Raw genomic sequence first — 20,662 nt, 5'->3', positions numbered from 1 at the left:
TTCAAGGCGACACTTACATCGGAACTGTTCCAAATAAAAAGCAACTCTACTAAAAACAAAGAAGCAATAACTAAACTTATAAGAAAACTTGTCTTATTAATAACAAGTTTTCGCTTAAACACTACACAAAATACTACAAATAGTATAATTAGAATTGTACTAATCTTACGCATAAAAAAAGTACATCCTATTCCTAAAATTAATAAATTAAATATATAATCTATTCTATTCTTTTTTGTTAACTCCATCTATAATTATAAAATAAATAAAAGGGAAAAATCCAATTCTATGTCTTAACACAGATCCGTAATCAGGCTCAAAACATCCTTGTATAATAAACATTGCTAACACAAATAAATAAACTAGAATCTCCTTTTGGTGGGTGAATCGGTTTAAAATATGAAGTCGAAACTTCTTGTAAAAAATAATTACAAAAACAATTTGCCAACAAATGAAAACTAAAACTTGAGGCTTTAGAAGTAATCTTATTGCATCTACTGGAATATTAACAGCAAAAAAACCATATATAATACTCACAAACTCATTGTACCAAGTGGTAGGCCTCACAGGTGAACTAATCATTGAACTTGCAAAATCTTCACCAACTCTAGGGTCATTTATTTGCTCCCTATATAACTCTGTTAAAAAATCGCCTTTCAAAAAATACACAGCAATAGATATGCTAAAAACTACAAATATTCCAGCAACAATCACCCAAAATAATTTGTTCCGAATAGGCAGATAAACTACAATATACATCCCAAACACTATGAAGGGAATCAAAAGATAGTATGGCCTAAACAAGATACCAAACAAGAATAATATAAAAACACACATCATGCTTTTACTAAAAAGAGTATATCTATTATCTAATATTAACTTTAAAAGAACCAACATAATGATAAAAGCAATAAACTCTTTTGTAGGCTGTCCCAGAAATACCCCTGCAAATAGAAAAGAAAAGTACAAGAATAAATTCTTATAACTTACTTTACCAAAATCCTTAGGTATACCTAACTTATTTAGTATTATAAAAACAATACTCAATTGAATAAAACCAATTAAAAAATTGGGTAAAAAAGCTAATCCACTGTAGTGATATATACTTATAGTAAATGGATAACTACCTCCAAACCAACCAATTTCATTCAGTGGATCATTTACAATATTAATTGAATCATAAAAAAACTTTTCAGGCAAAAAGTAATATCCTAACATTCCTATTAAAATAGAAATGAAAGAAATAAGCAAAAAAACTTTTCTATTTAATGAACCTTTCATAGTCATACTAAAGCTTTTCTTACTAGTGTATTTTTAATTAAATCTACATTATAACTATCATCGTAATAGTGAGTAAAGTTCTTTTCACAAATACCATAATATTCACTGTAGTCAACAGTAACTTGATCTTTTAAAAAGATTTGCTCTGCACTTAAACTCAAATCAGCATTAATATCAATTTTAATAGAGTAAGAGCCTAAATCAAGCTTCTCCTCAAAATCATAAACAACATTGGTATAGATTGGTATTAAACCAACAGATAGATAGGAGTTCATCTTAGTTGGAGTTGCAACATTGTTAATTACATCGTCTTCTCTCAACAAAAACCCATATTTATACTTACTTAATTCTAAATCCAATTGATCTAAACTTACAAAGGAAATTTCATAATTTCTCACATCATATTTATTCAAAATATCCTTTGCTTCATTTTTCTCTTTAGTAAGAACAATAAACTTTGCTTTCTCATTTAGCTTCTCTATCTCCTTAAAAAGTTTCACTGTGGTTTCAAAACACTGCCATGAAAAAAGTGTTCCTGCGTAAACGAAAGTGTAATTTTCTTTACCAGTGTCAAAGTAAGCTTTATTCAGCTTTTTGTTATAACAAGGTACTAAAGCATAATCCTCATCTAAAAGTAAATTGTGTTTCTTTTCAAAATACCTTCTCATTGCGTCAGATACAAAAAAAGAGAAAAACGAATTCTTCAAGGTATACTTTTCACAGATATCTACTATTTTTTTTACAACTTTGGCTTTCAAAGAATTGTTATTAAGCAACAAATACTCTTCTCCTAAAATCCCCTGGAACCAAATAGCAATTCGCTTTGTTCTTAACTTTACACGCGCTTTAATAAAATCTATTATACGTATTGTAAAAATTAAATCTTCTTTTTTTAAAGAGAAATCTAAGCTTTCTTTCCTAATAACTGAAACATTGTTTTCCAAAAAGGCTTGCTCAACAATCTTTGTATAATAAATTGTCGCCTCATTTATAGCTTTATTAGGAATGTAAAAATAAACTGTCATTATTCTATAATATATTAACTCTATCTTTTAAAATAACTAAGAACTAACCAAGATCCAACACACTATACTTAGGTCTCCTTGCTTTAGTAGGATACTCCTCTGTAGTTATTGGGTTAACTTTTATATTTATATTATTTTCTCTAAAAATAGATACTGCAAATTCATACCAAGAGCACACTTTCTCTCCTCTATAATGATAAACTCCATACTCTCGTTTTTCTTGCATTAAATTCATTAAAAAACAGCATAACTCTAACGCATTAGTAGGAGCTCCTATCTGATCATCTACCACATTTATCTCGTCGTTCGCATTCGACAACCTTAACATTGTCTGTTTAAAGTTATGTCCAAAGTCAGAATATAACCACGAAGTACGAACTATATAATAACTTTGAAGAATCTCTTTTACATACTCCTCTCCTTTCAACTTAGAAACACCATATACATTTATCGGATTGGGAATATCATCTTTAAAATAGGGACTAGATTTTGTACCATCAAAAATAAAATCAGTGGAAAGGTGAATCAATATAGTATTGTGTTTTACACAGGCTTTTGCCAAATTAAATACTCCTTCTCCATTAATCTTAAAGGCCGATTCTACATCTTCTTCTGCTTTATCGACGGCTGTATAAGCAGCAAAATTAAAACAATAATCTGGAAGAATCTTATCGAATACTTCATCTACAACAGATTGACACGTAATGTCTAAGCTATCTCTATCCATAAAAACAAAATCAACCTTAGGATAATTTCCTGAGATTGATTTTAATGCTTGCCCCATCTGTCCTTTTGAGCCTGTTACAAGTACTTTTTTCATAATGCACTAATATCTTTAAATCTTGGTAACACTTGATCTTTATCTGAAATAATCAATTCACTATCACTAATACTCCATGGAATATTAAGATCTACGTCATTATATAAAATTCCCCCCTCTGACTCTTTATTATAATAATTATCGCATTTATAATTAAAAAAAGCCTCCTCACTCAATACTAAGAAACCATGTGCACATCCTTTTGGTACAAAAATTTGCTTATTATTTTCAGCAGAAAGTACTGTTTTAAAGTACTGACCAAATGTTGGAGAATCTTTGCGAATATCTACTACAACGTCTTCTATTTCACCTTTAATTACACGTACAAGCTTCGCCTGTTGGTATATTCCTCTCTGAAAATGCAATCCTCTTAGAACTCCTCTTTTTGAAAAAGATTGATTGTCTTGTACAAAATCAACCTTAAGTCCCGATAAATTCTCAAAGGTCACCTTATTGTAGCTCTCAAAAAAATATCCTCTCTCATCATTAAAAACAGTAGGGTACAATTCAAAACAGCCTTCTATATTTGTTGCTTTAATCTTCATTATGCCATCATTTTCGATTACTGTAGTGAGTATATAATTTATAAACACCTAATCCGATAAAAACTAACAGAATCAAAAACAATGAATACATGATCATCTTATTCTTTGACGCTTCTTTTACAACATTTCCTACATAGTGTTTATCGAGTTCTCGTTCATCTTTTACTACTCCAAGCAAATAAACAACATGATCACTCTCCAACAATTCAAATTCATTATCCTGTATCAACTCAAGTAACTCGTGCTTAAACTTAACTAAACTCAATATTCTCGATTCACTATCTAAAGATAGTTTATTCCCGTTCTTAACAATATCAAGAGCATGATTAATTCTTTCCAAGTCTTTACAGTACTCTATTTGTTTTAAAAGTAGTCCTTGCTTAGCAAGCTCTAACTTTTTCTTAAACAACGGTAAACTATCAAAATAATTCTGAAGTTCTTCTACAAATCTATTAATCTCAAAATCTGAATTTACTTCTATTCTCAAATCTTGATAATGATAATTCTTTGATGTAGCATAATTTTGAATTAGGTCTTCATGACTATTCAAATTAGTTCCGATCAAAGCTAATGTTTTTACATAACTGGAATCTTTACTCAACCAATTATATATGTCATCTACTCCAATTAATCTAGATGATAACAATTCTTGAGAGCTAAAAGTATTCTTGAAATTACTCGAAACCAAATACTTCAAGTAATCAACACTTTCAACTTTAGGAGAAATAAGAATACTATACTTTTGAATATCTTTTTGTACATTCGAAACTTGCTCTTCAAGAGCCTTTTCAGGAATATTACTCTCTTTGTAATACCCTAAACCAACACCTATGATTATTGCCAGAGTAAAAAGATACCAATAGCTCAACACTAATCTTATTAGTCTAAATATACCAAAACCTACAGTATCAAATAATGATACTGCAGATTCTTTTAAATACTTTAAGTCTATTTCATCTAAGTCCTGCGACTTGTGATTATTCGAATCTCCCATAATTAAATTCTCTACTTAATACTAAATATTTGCTCTAATATCTTAATCGTAATTAAATACGTCGGTTTCACACCTGTAGTTCCTAAACCACCAGAGGCAAGTGTACTTCCTGTTTCCAATGGATTATCAGAAGCGTAGTAAGCATATCTAACTTTTACATCTGGATTAATACTCTTTCTAATCTTAGAAGCACTTTGAATTGCTTTTTGGTAATGTGCTCCTTCCATTTCTAATCCAATTACTCCCCATGTAGAATCGTGGAAAAATTTTAATAGATCCTTGTTCTGAAGCGACGTTCCCAATACAGTTACCATAGTACCACCAAAAACTGGGATATCATCATTCTTAAACATCTCGACTGTCAACTCATTGTCAAATGGATAATTATCTCCAGTACCCTCGTTAATATGAGCAAATGGGATCATAATATCCCCTTTACCTCCAACTAAAATACCAGCTTTCCCCATAATAGACACTGATTCTACATCAATCATCGTTGTCTTTTTATACGGTTTCAAAAGCTCGTCAATCGTCTCATAAGCCTGCTCTCCAAAAGCGTAATCCATAACGATAATTACAGGGTATTCCCCCTCAATTTGCTGTCCTTTAAAATTAGTATTGGCAAAGTTAATCTTAGCAGTATCAAAAATTTGAACATCAATATTTGTACCTGACTCATCTTTAAGAAACACCATTCCTTCTCTCTCTGCCCTTTCATTTACAAGATCTCTTAGATGCTTGTTCTCAGGTTTACTCAACTCCTCATAGATTCCCAATTCAGAAGTAACTTCTAACTCTTGTTTAACAACAGATGGAGCAAAAATTGAGTTCATCACACTATGCATATTTGCACTGATGATATGAATAGGACGCTCTAACAAACCTTTCTTAGTCAAAACCTCCTTGATGCGATCAGACCAAATTTCTCCATAAATATGATGTCCTAAACGCTCTCTTAACAATGGACTAAAAGTAATCGTTCTCTTGTCGTTAAATACATCCTCTTCTATCGCTAATTTACCCAACCAATAGATAACATCTAAAAATCGATCTGGGTTTTCTTCTATTGCAAATTTCTCATAGACATCTAATACCTCAGCGAAAGAACGTCCCAAAACATTAGATAAGTGCGACATAATTACCTCTTTCTCCTCTAACTCTAAAGGTTCTTCTTTCTTGGCTGCCGTCTCTATTTTTCGCCAATCTCTGGTCACTTTACCATCTTCACCAATTAAAACGCGATCTTTAATTTTATGCGATTCAATAAAAATAAAAGTCAAGTGAGTCAAAACATCATAGATATCAGATCTACCTCTGGTAATCTCGATATTCATTTGTTCTTCATCTATGCGGTAACAATTTCTTCTTCTCTTTGGTGGCACGATAGCAGTAAAATGCGAAAAAGTATATCCTTCATCCGAAGTCAAGTTAATATAGCGACACTCTTCTATTCCGATAGGAAGACGCTCAATCACGTATAACAACCCATTCAACTCTACTTTTTCTTCTGCAATTGTACCATATATTTCTGGACGCAACTCCAATAAGGCTTCTCTTAAGGTATCTCCTGACACTCCCATGGGCTTATAAAACCCTCTATTAAACAGGTGACGCATAGTAATATACATGCGTTCCACTGCTGCTGACGATACCTGTGCTCTCGTTCTTGATATATTTTTAATCTCTTTCATACCTTTCATATTACGTCAATATTTAATTTATAATTTCTAATTCACTTGCAATGTTTCTATCATTGCTCAATCTTGGCAATTTATTTTGCCCACCCAGTTTTCCAATACTCTTCATGTAGTTTTGGAATCCTCCTTTAGTCACTTTTCTAATTTTCAAAGTTTGCAAAACCTTTCCGACAATTAAATCATCATAATAACTATTTTGTTTTCGAAGGGATTGCTCGATTTTCAAAGCAAAACTTTCCAAGTGCTCTGGCTCACTGCCAAATTCGATAAACCACTCGTGATAAGGCAACCCCTCACTTGGTGTTATTTGCGGAGCCACTGTGAACTCGTTCACTTGAATAGTCGTTCCTCTCATAGCTTCTTCTATAGCCGTTTCTACTTCCTTGCCGATGACGTGTTCACCAAAAGCAGAGATAAAATGCTTAATACGTCCAGACACAACGATACGGTAAGGTTTCAAGTTGACAAACTGAACTGTATCTCCAATATTATATCCCCATAAACCAGCATTTGTAGAAATAATCAAAACATAATTCACGCCCAGTTCTACCTCGCCAATGGTATATCTTTTGGCATTCTCATTAAAGAAATCCTCTGCTTTCACAAACTCATAGAAGATACCTGCATCTAACAAGAGCAATAGTCCTTTCTCTTTCTGAGAATCCTGATAGGCAAAAAAGCCTTCTGAGGCAGGAAACAACTCTATTGACGGAACCCTTCTTCCTATTAGTTGTTCAAATTTAGCGCGATAAGGTTCGTAATTTACTCCTCCGTAGATGAATAAATTAAAGTTCTTGAAAATATCACCTACTGACTTACCTTCTCGGACAACCAAACGCTCAAAGTACATTTGCACCCAACTTGGAATACCCGAAATAATACTCATATCCTGATGTACAGTTTCTTCGACTATAGCATCAACTTTCGTTTCCCAATCTTCAATGCAATTTGTCTTTAAACTTGGAAGTCTATTCTTCTGCAAATAAGCAGGGACAAAGTGAGCTACAATACCAGATAACCTGCCGAGTTTTATTCCATTCTTTTCTTCTAAAATTGGACTCCCTTGCAAGAAAATCATTTTTCTATCTACAAAATCCGCAATACCTGTTTCGTGCACATACGCCAAAATAGCGTTTCTTGCAGCACTGATATGATAAGGCATTGACTCCTTTGTCAATGGTATATATTTAGCTCCTGAAGTAGTTCCTGAAGTCTTGGCAAAATAAAGAGGCTTGCCTTTCCACAGTACATTAGCTTCTCCCTCAACTACTCTGTCGATATAGGGACGCAGCCCTTCGTAATCTCGAATAGGTACGCGATTTACAAAATCGCTATGCGTTTTTATTTCTGAGAAGTGATGATCTTTTCCAAAACTGGTTTGCCCAGCTGTTTTGAGCAAAGATAAGAGCACTTTATGTTGTGTTTCTACTGGATTATTAATCCATTTCTGATTCTTTTTATGTATAATAGATGCAAATACTTTTGCACCAAAAGATTTTAATGACATATTCTATTATTCAATATCTATAAATACCGAAGCATCTAAAGGATATGTATCCTTCCACAATTCAAAATGAAAATACTTCTTATTACTTTTATTTAACTCATCTTCAAAATTACCATCAAATAAGCCTAATACTTCACCCGAACTAACTTTGTCATATTCCTCTTTTACCATTGTATTCAGATGCTTATACACGGAAATTATTCCATCCTCGTGTAGCACTATCGCAGTATATCCATCTCTCAAGGTCCAATCGACAAAAAGTACAATACCCTTTGATATAGCCTTGACTGGAGTTCCTTTAGCAGCCATAAAATCCAAACCAAAATGAGATATACTTGGATCAAACCTCTTGACGATTTCTCCATCAATAGGCGAAAAAAGAATTTGATTTACTTTAGGCGTAGCCTCAGGAAACAAGTTATACTTATCTTCTAATCGCACCATTTCTCTAAGCTTTAAATCCTTTTCACTTGGTTCCTTGTGCACGATTTGATCAACAGGTACTTCTGATTTTTTAAGAGAATCCAAGTTGCTGTGTGTTGACTCCACCTCGCCGAGTAAGATCTTCTTGACGGCTAACAAATAGGCTTTATTCTTTACAGATTCGACCTCCAATGAATCAACTTTTAAGGTTAGCTCAATCGCTCTTTGCTTCAAATCGGCAGAAGAATATCCGGGAATATACTCCTTAACTGGAGTTAATACAACTAAAATAACGGTAGATAAAATCAATAGAAAAATCCATGCCGTCATTGCACCAACGACATTCAAAAGATTTAATTTAAAAGACCTTACATCTTCAAAAGTTCTATCATTAACGATAACAACACGGTACTTATTTAAAAGTTTACTCTTCCATCTCTTTGATTTCTTGTCTTTTGTTGACATAAGTTGCGCTTTTAATAAACAAATATAACAATTATAGTACTTATGAATCTACTATCTCCTTATTTAATTCCCCTTAAAAGTAATTTTTAATATCGAAAACACTCTTAAAAATATAATAAAATTATTCAGATTCAGTGGTTTTATAATTTTCTTCCTATATTTGCGAGAACTTAATGTTTCAAACAAATTAATATGAACGCATTACACTTTTTTTTAGGAATGGTTGGACCGTGGCAAGTGATTATTATTGTTGCGATAATCCTATTGTTATTCGGAGGTAAAAAAATACCTGAATTAATGAGAGGATTAGGAAGTGGTATCAAAGAATTTAAAGATGCTACTAAAGAAGACAATGCTCAACAAGTAACTAAAAAAGATACTAAAGACGAAAGCAAAACTGAATAGTTAACACTATTTAATTGTAATATTATACGCACTATAAACTCCGGTTGATAGTGCTTTTTTTGTTTACGACTACTTTATATAAAAAAAAGAGCCTTTCTAAACACTAAAAAGAAAGGCTCTTCACTTATAAAACATAATAAAAACACTACTTAACTTAATTTGTTTGTTTATCTAAACAAAACCTATTGAAATTCAGTTGTAAGTAATAAAAACAAGTATCGTGCCAAAATTATGTTTGCAAAGCTTTTTTTATAAAATCATACTTAATTGTATTCTTTTCTTAGCCTCATCCACATCTGTTACTTTCACTTCCACATGCTGATGTAGCTTGACAACTTCATTCACATCAGATACAAATCCTTCTTTAAGTTGAGAAATGTGAACCAAACCACTTTCCTTTAGACCAATGTCAACAAAACATCCAAAATTGGTAATATTATTCACTATTCCTGGCAACACCATCCCTATCTTCAAATCACTCATATGCTTTACATTGGGATCAAACTCAAATACTTTCGCCGCTTTACGAGGATCTAATCCAGGTTTCTCTAACTCTTTTAAAATATCTTGAAGGGCTAATACGCCTACCTCACCAGTAGTATATTTGTTAGCATCTACTTTAGCGATTAGCTCTTTATTAGAGATCATATCCCCTATAGATACTTTCATATCTTTTGCAATTTTCTCTACTACACCATAAGCCTCTGGGTGTACAGCAGAATCGTCTAATGGATTCTTGGCATTCTTAATTCTAACAAATGCTGCCGCTTGTTGAAATGCCTTTTCACCTAAACGAGGTACTTTCTTTAACGCTGTTCTACTCTCAAAAGGGCCATTCTCTGTTCGGTATTGTACAATATTCTCAGCCATCTTCTCACCTATACCAGATACATAACTCAATAGCGATTTACTTGCAGTATTCAAATTCACCCCTACTGTATTCACGCACTTTATTACCACACTATCCAGTTCTTTCTTCAATAGGGTTTGATCTACATCATGTTGATACTGTCCCACGCCAATTGACTTAGGGTCTATCTTTACCAATTCAGCTAAAGGGTCTGATAGACGTCTTCCTATGGAGACTGCTCCCCTAACTGTTACATCGTACGAAGGAAACTCCTCTCTGGCAATCTTTGATGCCGAATAAACTGATGCTCCTGCTTCACTAACTACAAACACTTGAACGGGTTTATCAAAAGCAATTTTCTTGATAAAGAACTCCGTCTCTCTTGAGGCTGTACCATTGCCTATCGCAATAGCTTCTATATTGTAAGCATTCACCATAGAGCGAATCTTCTTCATTGCCATAGTCGTATCTTTCTGTGGTGCATGTGGATATATTGTCTCATTGTACAACAAATCTCCCTGTTCATCTAAACACACCACCTTACACCCTGTCTTATAACCAGGATCAATAGCTAAAATGCGCTTCTCTCCCAAAGGAGATCCCAGTAACAATTGAGTAAGATTATCAGCAAATACTTGTATTGAATTCAAGTCTGCCTTCTCTTTTGCCTCTGCCAATGCTTCATTAGACAATGCCGGTTCTAATAGACGCTTATAGCTATCTGCTACAGCCTTTTCTACTATTCTACCACATTCGTTCTCGCTTTTAACTACATTGTCACCAATAAAACGCAGCGCTTCCTCTTTATCTATAGCTATACTAAACTTAATGAAACCCTCTTTCTCGGCTCTTAAAATAGCCAGTAAGCGATGGGCTGGTATTTTATAAACAGGTTCTGTCCAATCAAAGTATTGATCAAACTTTTGAGCCGCTTCATCGTCTTTCTTAGCCTTCACAACCTTTGTCGAAATAACTCCATTGCGTTGAAACTTTCTTCTCAGTAATTTTCGTATATACATATTCTCATTCACCCACTCTGCGATGATATCAGAGGCTCCTTGTATAGCCTCTTCTTCACTTCCTACCTTATCATTAAGATACTTCGCAGCAATAGACTCTACATCATGAGCATTCTGAGCCATAATCACTTTAGCCAATGGCTCTAAACCATTTTCTCTTGCTGTATCAGCTTTGGTCTTACGAGTCTTTTTATAAGGTAAATAGAGATCTTCAATCTCCGTCAAATCAAAGCTATTTGTAATCTTACTCTTTAATTCATCTGTCAGTTTACCCTGCTCCTCTATTGCACCTAATATAGATTCCTTTCTCTTGACTATCCCTTCATATAACTCACTATAGCGAGCAATCTTCTCTATCACTACCTCATCGAGGTTTCCCGTTCTATCTTTTCTATATCTGGCTATAAAAGGTATTGTACATCCTTCTCCAAAAAGAGATAACGTGTTCTCAATACTCCTCGCACTTGCATTTACAGCTTGTTGAATAAACTCAATCAACGTCATAATTAATTATTTTAAGAATAGCTAAAATACTACCTTTGTATCAATAATTAAACCCTATGAAGTTTTTATTCTTATACCTGTTTATCATAAATTACTTAGCCTTTTCAATGTTCGCTTATGACAAAGAACAGGCCTTAAAGAACAGGCGAAGAGTTGCAGAAAAAAATCTTCTGACACTCTGTTTTTTTGGAGGAACATTGGGAGCATGGATTGCGATGAAGAAACTTAGACACAAAATCTCTAAAGACGCTTTTAAAGTTAAATTCTATGCCATCTTAGCCATACAAGTAGCAGTATTCTTTATTCTCTTTAAACGATAATATCAATAAAAAAAGACCTATAACCACAGTCATAAGTCTTAATAATTATATTCTCTCTTTACTTTCCATTGATTTAATACTTTAAAGTGTTTTAAAAACACGATTAAATAACCGAACTATAAATATACATCGAAACATATTAGTATGACATTCCAATAGACTTTAACCTTTTAATCAATTGACCTTTTGCTCATACTTGATTTTACACAATCAACCTTTTTTAGGTTTCATAGGATACTATCTACTTACTTAATATCGTTATAATCTAAAAGTCTGTATGAAACACCTCCTTGCTTTTATCTCTTGTATATTGTGCATCTCTTGTCAAAACAACAAGGCTAACGCATCTGTTGAATTTACAACAGCACAAGAAAAGATCAACTACATCAACGCTACAGGTATGAGCATAGGAGAGAGGTACAACACACCTAAGGGATATACACGTCTTACTTACACCACCTCTGACTTTGGATACCACTTACAACACTTACCACTAAAACCCTTTGGAGAAACTGTAAAATACTATAACGGCAAAGAGAAATATGCCACTTATGTCTATTCCTCTGTCATTGACTTACCCATAGGGAAGAAAGACTTACACCAATGTGCTGATGCGACTATGCGTCTAAGAGCTGATTATCTCTACAGCCAAAAGCGATATGACGAAATAGCCTTTAACTTCGTTTCTGATGGTAAACCCAGATATTACATAGAGTATATTAAGGGTGACTATTCCCCTAAAAAATATTGGGAATACCTTGAACACATTTTTAACTATGCCAACACGGCTTCACTAAAACAACAACTCCAATCTATCTCTAAAGAGGATGTACAGATAGGAGATATCTTAGTCCAGTCAGGCAATCCTATAGGCCATGCCATTATCGTAGTAGATATGGCTCAGAATGAAGCAGGGGACAAGGTAGTCCTCTTAGCACAGAGCTATATGCCTGCTCAGGAGCTACAGATTCTAAAGAACCCTAATGCTACAGACAACAGCCCTTGGTATGACCTCAATAACGACATCATCCAAACTCCTGAGTGGAAGTTTACTTCTAATGATTGGAAGACGTGGTAGAGAAAACTAAATATTCTATGACTAAATAAACCCTTCGTTATACTGCTTTAATTACTACTTTTAGTGCTGTTTAATAAACTCCAAAAACAGTGTAATGGATAGAGCAAAACTATATACATATTTATTTAAAAAAGTAGAAAGAGCAATAGCAGCAATAGCTAATGAGAAAATGGAAGATATATACGCACTATCTTTTTGGAAGGACAATGATAATGATGACCCGAGATGCCCTGTTATCTATATCAGTTACAACACAGCATCTCAAGTAATCGCTGAGCAAAACAATGCCAGTGATACGATGGAAGCGAAGTGGAACTTTGCCTTTTGGTTGCAAGACGAGATAGAGACATTAGGTGGTGAAGACAACGTTTTACAGCAGTTTATCAAAGACTCTGGATGGTATTATACTGACGATGAGCAGGAGGAAGCAGAGGATTTAGAAGAAGAAGGCGATGATACCGCCTATAGAGCTATTTGTGCGAAAGACGAACAAGTTCAGAAAGCTTTTATGGAAGTGATTATTTCTATAGTACAAGAGCTACATCAATCCAATCTATTAAAAGAGAAATTAGGCAAAGACATACCTGTTATTATCCACGAATTAGAGTACTATGATCTACCCTTAAGTTGGACAAAACAAGCCAACCCTCCATACCTTATAGAGGAGTTCTTAACTTATTATAAGTAATACACCAAAACGATATTACAGATTTGCTATAAGTACCCCACAAGCAATATAACATAGCTTGTAGGGTATATTTATTTATAAAGACAATGCGTCTCTTACACCTTCTAAAAATCGATCTGAGTGATCTATCAAGTATATCAAGATACATACTCCAAACCCGATAGCTAAATACTTGCGATTCTTCATAATTAAAACATCTTTTTGTAGAAACTTCCCAAGAACTAATCTACGTTATTAATTGAATCTACTATAATTGTAACTAAACAACTACCTCCAAATCCTCCAATGAAGACCTTTTCATACTTATATTTTTTTGTTTACTCTAAAATAAAACATTTTTTCAATAAACGAAAACTAACTCAATACTTTATCAACATTACCCTATTCCAAGCTATATTATACTCATCCAATCTCCTCAGTACTTTTTGTTGTATAGTGATACAGTCATCCACAGTAGCACTAAACTTTATCCCCATTTCAAAAAAGAGATCGTGATCTCCAAATAAGTCATCGTACTTATCTTCCAATTGAAAACTGTATCTTTCGTCCCATACCCCTTTTCCCAACAATCTACCTTTGTGATTCTTTACAGTTAACTCTATATCAAAAGCATTTGTTATTTGGTTTACAATGGTAGTAAAATCCAACGATTCTTCTTCCAAAACAACATCTAACCTAAATTCTCTTTCCATAACCATTTTTACTCTTCAAAAATCTTACAATTATCCTTACCCTTGCTATTTTAGCATTTACCGAGATATTTCCACATCTGCAACTATATACATCAAATAACTATGCATCTCTACGTCACATTTAGTACACTCATAGCAGGTTATTATTCCTACTATGTTACCCATTTGATTATTAATACATAGATACATTCTCATCTCTATACTTTAGCTTTTTGCGTAGCTAAAGATACCCTCATTTCCCCACATATACCACTACACTCGGATTAAAAGCCTTAGAGTTGTACAGTGTCAATTGATCAGGATTGTTGTTAATCGGGTAGAAGAACTGTATCTCAGCTACCATCATCTTTAGACAATCCCGATTGGGAATCAGTACAGATAGCGTTTGAGGACTGACCACCTCATCACTCTTTTTGAAATCAATAGATAATGTGCCTGTTTGCTTACTAAGTATCTCGTCATTCTCAGCCATGAAAAATCCTTCGATACGCAAACTTGCATGTGTACACATAGGAGGGAAGTCCACCTGTTCTATCGGGATAAAAGGAGACACCGATACAGTTATCTCCTTATTTTCCAACTCCTCTACAGCTATATCTACCAAGAAGGTATCTGTAAATAGCTTAGCTGTATTCCATTCAAATCCGACTACCTCAGCAATAGAAGTATTGTATAGTGTAGTCTCTGCTATCAGTAGTACAGTATTCTTGCGCAAGGCCGTCATCACAAGCCCCATCAATCGCAGATGAGCAGTAGACTCATACCTCATCCCCAAGAAGTATTCGACATGCTTACGTATGTGTTTCAGGCTCTGTGCCGTGTGCTTAAACAGCTTAGCGGAAGGATTCTTGCCCTTGTCTTGTTTTGAGCGATTAGGCCTACTTTGTACAATCTGCACATTGTTTAAAGACCTAAAATACACAGGACCACTTACTCCTGTAATTTTTCCCTTTGGTGACATCTTTGCCATAATTTTTTGTTTTATAGGTTGGTACTATAAAGTTGCACAAAGACTATTCCATCTTATCGGTAGATGATTAGTAGATGATAGGGTAGTGATAGGCTATTTTGCGATGTTTTAAGCCGACCAGATGCCTATCAAATACCGACCACAAGCCGACCACCTCAATCGTAGGGATACAAAAATGAAATACTGATTTTATTCTAAGACAATTTGTACTTAAACAGATTCTTAGCTTTTTCTCTTAAATTGGCCTTTCTTATACAGATATTGACAGTGACAACCTCATTTAGTCAGCGACAGTTAAATAGCTCTATGTCAGTCAATAATCAAATAATTAAGTAGTTTAATTTCACTTATCCAACCACATACCAAAAACCAAGATTCATACTGCTCTCGTCGATTAAACCAAGAAGAGAAAGGCAAGCTTCATTCCCAAAATAACCGTAGCAAATCTCCTTCGTATTGCCAAAGGTTTGACCTAATACGATTTCGGCATATTGGTTATCGCCACGAGTGGAGATAAAGTGTCCTTTAGTGTTGTCAAAAGCTTTGAGATAAGCTTGTTCTACAGCATCCGAGACAGATAATAGAGTAGAGGCTTGAGTAGTATCTTTAAGAGAAAACTTACCATTCTCTATACAACCAAAGTAGGAAGGCACTGTGAAATTAAACTTGTTTATCTGGTGATACTCTACCTGCACAGTACTCATGTCTACCATACTGAAGAAGTCTTGGGTTTCTTTGGTGTTTCCTATCACTGTTTCTAAGGTCTTAATCACCTCCATAGAAGTAGCGAACAGCACATTAGCATACTCGTTATCATAGTTGCGAACCAAGGTATGATAGACAATACCTTCTACCTGCGCCAATTGACGCTCAAATCGGGCTACTGCAACTAATAATTCGTCATCATTTACTGTGGTTTTCTTTCTAAAACTGGTGAACTCCATCGCACACACTGGTGCATTACTTACTCGTATCATTCTGTATATTGTTAAGATTATGGAGCAAAGGTAGAGTAGGGTAGTGACAACCTTTTGTCAGGGGTGTATACCCTTATTTTTTAATTTTAGGATATACTTTCACTATGTCAAAATAGGAGTTTCTAAAAGCCACTAAGCTCTTATAACCTACTTTAAAAGCGATTTCACTCAAGGTAAATTCTCTTGTATCTATTAGCTCTATACTCTTCAAGATGCGGATGATCTGAAGGTATTTCTGTAGAGTGATACCTGTCTCCAGTTTGAACAGGCGCTGTAGATTGCGCACAGACATGGTAGAGATACTGGCTAGTTCATCTAAGTCAAGCGTTGAGGTAAGATGCTCATTGATATACGTGCATACAGGTATTAACCTATGATCGGTAGGAATAGGTAATTGGAGCGATTGATTCTCTTCACAGAACGATTTTAAACTCATAAGAATAGCCTGTAAGAACTGTTCTTTCTCTAATTCTGTCTCGATTACTCTATTCCACTTCGTCACATACTGTAGCATCTCCCTCAGCACAGTAGGAGCAGGGAAGATGTGCACTTGATCATAGAATGAGTCAGCTGGCACCTCTTTATACAACAGTACTTTTAGGTTGATATCCTTCGCTGTAGAGGTAGTAGCGTGCTGCTGTCCTGAAGGTATCCATGCTATGTGATACTGAGGGACTAGATAGATACAGTTATCTACATGAAGGTACTGATAGCCCTGTTCTACGTAGGTGAGCTGATATCGCTGATGAGCGTGCTGATACTCATCGTGAACGAAGTTGTCTTCATACCATACATACGCCTGTACCTCATTAGTATCATCATATACTCCTAAGAGTTTCTCGGTCAATCCACATTTGATATTGGCGTTTTGCATATATTTTTTGACAAATATAATATAAACTGCAAGTATACCTTTGTGATTATACTTTAAATAATTAATATGAAAGCATTATATACTGCACTAATCACTTGTACACTATTCTTCACAACGACACAGATCATGGCAAAAGATACCCTAACCAAAATATTAGTACTTATCCACTCTGATACAGGTGGTACGTATAGAATGGCACAAGAAATCGCTAAGGGAATAGAAAGCAACCCTCACACAGAGGCGACTATAAAAATAGTACAACCTTCAGCAAATGCACTGTTACATGATCTACAGATAGCTACTCCTGAGGAGCTACCGACTTATGATGGCATCGTATGGGGATCTCCTGTGTACTTTGGTAACATCAGTACTCCGATGAGTGCCTTTCTCGCGAAGACTGTAGATCTGTGGACTGCTCATGCTCTGGAGGGAATACCTACAGCCGTATTTATGTCTGCTGGTAGCGGAGCAGGGAAGGAGCTCGCATTACAGTCGTTTTGGAACAGCTTAGCAGTACATGGGATGATACTCGTACCGAATGGCATCAGAGCTACGGAGAAGCTGGATAATAGCATCCCTCAAGGCAATAGCGTCTTGGGAGCCAGTAGCCTTGCTTCAAACAAAACGGTACAACGTCCCAGCGAAAGCGAACTGCTAATCGCTTATACGCAAGGTCAAAACTTCGCTAAAGTTGCCAAAGCCTTAAAAGGAACTTTTCAAAAGAAAGAAGAAATGACGCCTAAACAAGTAGTCACTGATGTAGAAACCACGCTTAAACAAAAAAACATCATACTACCTGTAGCGCCAAATCCTGTGGGAAACTACACGCCTTACTCACGCAGTGGAAATCTAATATTCATCAATCAGGTAGCCTTAAAAGAGGGTAAAGTATTATATCCTGGTAAGGTAGGTGTAGATGTCACAGAAGAACAAGCAAAGCAAGCGACTGAACAGACGATGCTAAATGTAATCGCGGTGCTTAAATTAGCTGTAGATGGTGACCTCAACAGAGTAAAGAAAACCGTACAGCTAACAGGTATATTCAACACGGCTCCTGACTACGCTCAGCACGCTAATCTAATGAATGTGGCATCAGACTTATCTGTAGCTATATTCGGAGAGAAGGGCAAACATGCAAGAGGTACTCTGGGTGCTACTTCTGTTCCGGTCAACTCTGTGGTAGAAATACAAGCTATCTTCGAAATAGAGTAATAGTATACAAAAAAAAAAAGTCCATAATTAGCATTATGGACTTTTCTATATTGTTAAAACTTGTTTAGGCACAAGTAATTTTATTCACTCTATTCTGATGTCTTCCTCCTTCGAAAGCTGTATTCAAGAAAGCTTCTACAATTGCAATAGCTTGTTCAATAGACGTAAAACGAGCGGGAATACTAACCACATTAGCATCGTTATGCTGTCTTGCTAACTCAGCAATCTCTTTGGTCCAACAAAGAGCACAACGCACACCTTGATGTTTATTAGCAGTCATCGCTATACCGTTTCCACTTCCGCAGATTACGATACCTAAATCAGCTTTGCCTTCATCAATATCAGTACCTACCTTATGAGCAAAATCTGGATAATCTACTGAATCAAAAGAATCAGTCCCATAGTTAGTAACTGTATGTCCTTTTTCTTCTAAATACTTGACAATTGCTTGTTTATATGCTGGACCTGCATGGTCATTTCCTATAGAAATCTTCATTTTATTGTTGTGTTATATTATACACTACAAAGTTAAAACTTTTTATCTTCTACAAACCTAATTCTTCGATTGCTATTTGTCTCATTTCTACTTTTCTAACTTTGCCAGAAATAGTCATCGGAAATTCGGTAACAAACTTCCAATACTTTGGAATTCTAAAATGCGCAATCTTTTGATCACAATAAGCTCTCAATTCATCCATAGTTGCACTTTGACCTTCTTTGAGTATAACCCAAGCCATAATTTCCTCTCCATATTTTTCACTTGGAACACCAATAACTTGTACATCAGCAATAGCGGGATGAGTGTATAAGAAGTCTTCAATCCACTTCGGAGATATGTTCTCCCCTCCGCGAATGATAAGGTCTTTAATACGCCCTGTAATAGAGATATACCCATCTTCATCCATTGTCGCTAAATCCCCAGAGTGCATCCACCTATTGTCATCCAATACTTCTGAAGTCATAGTCCTATTATTCCAATATTTCAACATAACAGAATATCCACGAGTACAAAGTTCTCCTGCTTCTCCTCGAGGGAGAATATTACCTGTTTCTGGATCTACAATTTTGATTTCTAAGTGATCCTGCACAGTACCTACGGTAGTCGTTTGCTTCTTTATATCAATACCAATATGCGTTTGCGTAGATACTGGAGAAGTTTCGGTCATTCCGTAACAGATACTCACTTCTTCCATGTGCATTTCACTTTTAACGCGCTTCATAATACTTTCAGGGCATAAAGACCCCGCCATAACACCCGTACGCAGGGTACTTAAATCATAATCCTTAAAATTGGGAAGTTGCAGTTCTGCGATAAACATAGTAGGCACACCATATAGAGAAGTACACTTTTCATCTTGAACGGTTTGCAGCGTTTTATTAGCATCAAATCCGTCATTGGGTATGACAATGGTTGCTCCATGAGCAATACAGCACAAATTGCCAATAACCATCCCAAAGCAATGGTAAAAAGGAACAGGAATACACACCCTATCTTTTACGGAGTACTTTAATCGAATACCGATAAAATAGCCATTGTTTAGAATATTGTGATGTGTTAGCGTAACTCCCTTGGGAAATCCAGTTGTCCCTGAAGTATACTGAATATTCACAGCCTCACTAAACTGAACTGATTCTTCAATTAGAACAAAATCTTCTTCAAAAATATGGTCTGCTTGCTTCAAAAATTCTGTCCATTCTTCCCCTAAAAAAACCACCTCCCTCAAGCTTGGACAATCTTCAAAAACAAGAGAAATCATCTTTCGATAATCACTTGACTTAAAACTTTCAGCTGATACAATAAAAGATACTTCGGATTGATTGATTGCAAATTCAAGTTCATGCGCGCGATAAGCAGGGTTAATATTTACCAATATGACACCAATACGCGCAGTCGCATACTGCATCAAAACCCATTCATAACAATTGGGTGCCCAAATACCGACGCGATCTCCCTTAATCACTCCCTTTGCTAATAAACTTTTGGCCACCTGAGTTGTCTGTTCATAAAACTCGCGATAAGTAGCCCTGTAATTCTGGTAAACACTTACCACAGCTTCTTTATCTGGATATTTATCAACGGTTCGCTTTAGATTTTGGCCAATAGTTTCGCCCAGCAAGGGAATAGAGGATGCCCCATGCACATAAGATATTGTTTTCATAATTAAAGTTTTTTGTTGGTTTTCTAAAATACAAAAATTTACATACAATAATCTATTTCAATAGAACTAAAGCAAATACCTTAAAGACAACCCTCTTGAAATGCGAAGTAAAACGAAACAACAAATGACCTTAAACCTGATAACTATTCTCAAACCA

The 20,662-nt window shown here is 35.1% G+C and carries 20 protein-coding genes; 5 read left to right on the top strand and 15 right to left on the bottom strand.

Annotated features, from left to right (window positions below):
* Positions 1-225: 225 nt before the first annotated feature.
* Genes GOQ24_RS01670 through GOQ24_RS01635 form a run of 8 tightly spaced genes read right to left on the bottom strand, consistent with a single transcriptional unit; the run spans position 226 to position 8,757 of the window.
* Entirely contained in the window at positions 226-1,281 is a 1,056-nt protein-coding gene (locus tag GOQ24_RS01670) for a hypothetical protein (RefSeq protein WP_155090627.1), read from the bottom strand.
* Positions 1,282-1,283: 2 nt separating this feature from the next.
* A complete protein-coding gene (locus GOQ24_RS01665) occupies positions 1,284-2,306 on the bottom strand; it encodes a hypothetical protein (RefSeq protein WP_155090626.1) in 1,023 nt (340 codons plus the stop codon).
* Positions 2,307-2,349: 43 nt separating this feature from the next.
* Positions 2,350-3,126, bottom strand: coding sequence for a dTDP-4-dehydrorhamnose reductase (gene rfbD, locus GOQ24_RS01660; protein ID WP_155090625.1), 777 nt, complete (start codon positions 3,124-3,126; stop codon positions 2,350-2,352).
* On the bottom strand, positions 3,123-3,671 hold the full coding sequence (gene rfbC, locus GOQ24_RS01655; protein WP_155090624.1) for a dTDP-4-dehydrorhamnose 3,5-epimerase: 549 nt from the start codon (positions 3,669-3,671) through the stop codon (positions 3,123-3,125). Before rfbC ends, rfbD begins: the two co-directional genes overlap by 4 nt.
* A 7-nt stretch (positions 3,672-3,678) precedes the next feature.
* Positions 3,679-4,665: a hypothetical protein gene (locus GOQ24_RS01650; protein WP_155090623.1), complete on the bottom strand. Its 987-nt coding sequence runs from the start codon at positions 4,663-4,665 to the stop codon at positions 3,679-3,681.
* Between the two features lie 11 nt (positions 4,666-4,676).
* On the bottom strand, positions 4,677-6,356 hold the full coding sequence (locus GOQ24_RS01645) for a DUF6909 family protein (RefSeq protein ID WP_155090622.1): 1,680 nt from the start codon (positions 6,354-6,356) through the stop codon (positions 4,677-4,679).
* 22 nt (positions 6,357-6,378) lie between these two features.
* The gene (locus GOQ24_RS01640; protein WP_155090621.1) at positions 6,379-7,869 is read right to left on the bottom strand and encodes a GH3 auxin-responsive promoter family protein; all 1,491 of its coding nucleotides are present in this window, start codon (positions 7,867-7,869) and stop codon (positions 6,379-6,381) included.
* 6 nt (positions 7,870-7,875) lie between these two features.
* Positions 7,876-8,757 carry a murein hydrolase activator EnvC family protein gene (locus GOQ24_RS01635; RefSeq protein ID WP_155090620.1) on the bottom strand — a complete coding sequence of 294 codons (882 nt, stop codon included), beginning with the start codon at positions 8,755-8,757 and terminating at the stop codon, positions 7,876-7,878.
* A gap of 192 nt (positions 8,758-8,949) precedes the next feature.
* Here GOQ24_RS01635 and GOQ24_RS01630 point away from each other — a divergent pair, with 192 nt between their 5' ends.
* On the top strand, positions 8,950-9,162 hold the full coding sequence (locus GOQ24_RS01630; protein WP_155090619.1) for a twin-arginine translocase TatA/TatE family subunit: 213 nt from the start codon (positions 8,950-8,952) through the stop codon (positions 9,160-9,162).
* 249 nt (positions 9,163-9,411) lie between these two features.
* On the opposite strand, the gene GOQ24_RS01625 is transcribed toward GOQ24_RS01630, so the two are convergent.
* Entirely contained in the window at positions 9,412-11,535 is a 2,124-nt protein-coding gene (locus tag GOQ24_RS01625) for a Tex family protein (protein WP_155090618.1), read from the bottom strand.
* A gap of 56 nt (positions 11,536-11,591) precedes the next feature.
* Between GOQ24_RS01625 and GOQ24_RS01620 the strand changes: the two genes are divergently transcribed.
* From GOQ24_RS01620 to GOQ24_RS01610, 3 genes are all read left to right on the top strand, one after another.
* Entirely contained in the window at positions 11,592-11,855 is a 264-nt protein-coding gene (locus GOQ24_RS01620; RefSeq protein ID WP_155090617.1) for a DUF1294 domain-containing protein, read from the top strand.
* 277 nt (positions 11,856-12,132) lie between these two features.
* Entirely contained in the window at positions 12,133-12,933 is an 801-nt protein-coding gene (locus GOQ24_RS01615; protein ID WP_155090616.1) for a DUF4846 domain-containing protein, read from the top strand.
* 94 nt (positions 12,934-13,027) lie between these two features.
* Positions 13,028-13,621: a hypothetical protein gene (locus tag GOQ24_RS01610; protein ID WP_155090615.1), complete on the top strand. Its 594-nt coding sequence runs from the start codon at positions 13,028-13,030 to the stop codon at positions 13,619-13,621.
* Between the two features lie 359 nt (positions 13,622-13,980).
* Here GOQ24_RS01610 and GOQ24_RS01605 read toward each other — a convergent pair whose 3' ends face one another.
* From GOQ24_RS01605 to GOQ24_RS01590, 4 genes are all read right to left on the bottom strand, one after another.
* Entirely contained in the window at positions 13,981-14,313 is a 333-nt protein-coding gene (locus tag GOQ24_RS01605; protein WP_155090614.1) for a hypothetical protein, read from the bottom strand.
* 232 nt (positions 14,314-14,545) lie between these two features.
* A complete protein-coding gene (locus GOQ24_RS01600; RefSeq protein ID WP_155090613.1) occupies positions 14,546-15,283 on the bottom strand; it encodes a hypothetical protein in 738 nt (245 codons plus the stop codon).
* 347 nt (positions 15,284-15,630) lie between these two features.
* On the bottom strand, positions 15,631-16,260 hold the full coding sequence (locus tag GOQ24_RS01595) for a hypothetical protein (protein ID WP_155090612.1): 630 nt from the start codon (positions 16,258-16,260) through the stop codon (positions 15,631-15,633).
* 73 nt (positions 16,261-16,333) lie between these two features.
* A complete protein-coding gene (locus GOQ24_RS01590) occupies positions 16,334-17,134 on the bottom strand; it encodes an AraC family transcriptional regulator (protein WP_155090611.1) in 801 nt (266 codons plus the stop codon).
* A 66-nt stretch (positions 17,135-17,200) separates the two neighbouring features.
* Between GOQ24_RS01590 and GOQ24_RS01585 the strand changes: the two genes are divergently transcribed.
* Positions 17,201-18,346, top strand: a complete 1,146-nt coding sequence (locus GOQ24_RS01585) for an Atu1372/SO_1960 family protein (RefSeq protein ID WP_160338988.1) — start codon at positions 17,201-17,203, stop codon at positions 18,344-18,346.
* Between the two features lie 64 nt (positions 18,347-18,410).
* Here the strand turns inward: GOQ24_RS01585 and rpiB are convergent, their stop codons facing one another.
* A complete protein-coding gene (gene rpiB, locus GOQ24_RS01580; protein ID WP_155090609.1) occupies positions 18,411-18,842 on the bottom strand; it encodes a ribose 5-phosphate isomerase B in 432 nt (143 codons plus the stop codon).
* A gap of 49 nt (positions 18,843-18,891) precedes the next feature.
* Complete coding sequence (locus GOQ24_RS01575; RefSeq protein WP_155090608.1) at positions 18,892-20,505, bottom strand: AMP-binding protein; 1,614 nt, start codon at positions 20,503-20,505, stop codon at positions 18,892-18,894.
* Between the last annotated feature and the right edge of the window lie 157 nt (positions 20,506-20,662).

The organism is Myroides sp. LoEW2-1 (assembly GCF_009767705.1).
GTDB lineage: Bacteria > Bacteroidota > Bacteroidia > Flavobacteriales > Flavobacteriaceae > Flavobacterium > Flavobacterium album_A.
Note: the sequence above shows the minus strand (reverse complement) of the source record. Positions and strands in the feature narration are given on the sequence as shown.